Origin of the sequence: Bradyrhizobium cosmicum (assembly GCF_032290525.1) — a bacterium.
Lineage (GTDB): Bacteria > Pseudomonadota > Alphaproteobacteria > Rhizobiales > Xanthobacteraceae > Bradyrhizobium > Bradyrhizobium cosmicum_A.
The window spans coordinates 1-249 of sequence record NZ_JASXTA010000444.1; the positions used below are offsets into that span (position 1 = coordinate 1).

Here is a 249-nt window from a genome sequence, read left to right on the forward strand (position 1 = left end):
GCTGGGGGTGGTCCTGATGCTCGCTCCGCTCCTGCTCGGAGACCCGATCTTCACCCACCGACCGCTGCCCGGCGAGAGTCCCGGCAAGCTCGGGACGCTCGAGCTGATCACGCCCGTGCTCTTCGACGTCGGCGTGCTGTTGCTCGTGCTCGGCACGGTGGTCGCCGGGGTGCACCTCTTCGCACGGCCCCCGCAGGAGGACCGCCCGTGACGCTTCTGCTCGCCGCGACCGTTGGGACGCTGTTCGGC

1 protein-coding gene is annotated in these 249 nt (G+C 71.1%); it reads left to right on the forward strand.

Translation table 11 applies throughout. The features are described 5' to 3' along the window. The coding region (locus tag QSV46_RS40510; protein WP_314964331.1) for an MnhB domain-containing protein at nt 1–211 on the forward strand (211 nt) is incomplete at its 5' end. Between the last annotated feature and the right edge of the window lie 38 nt (nt 212–249).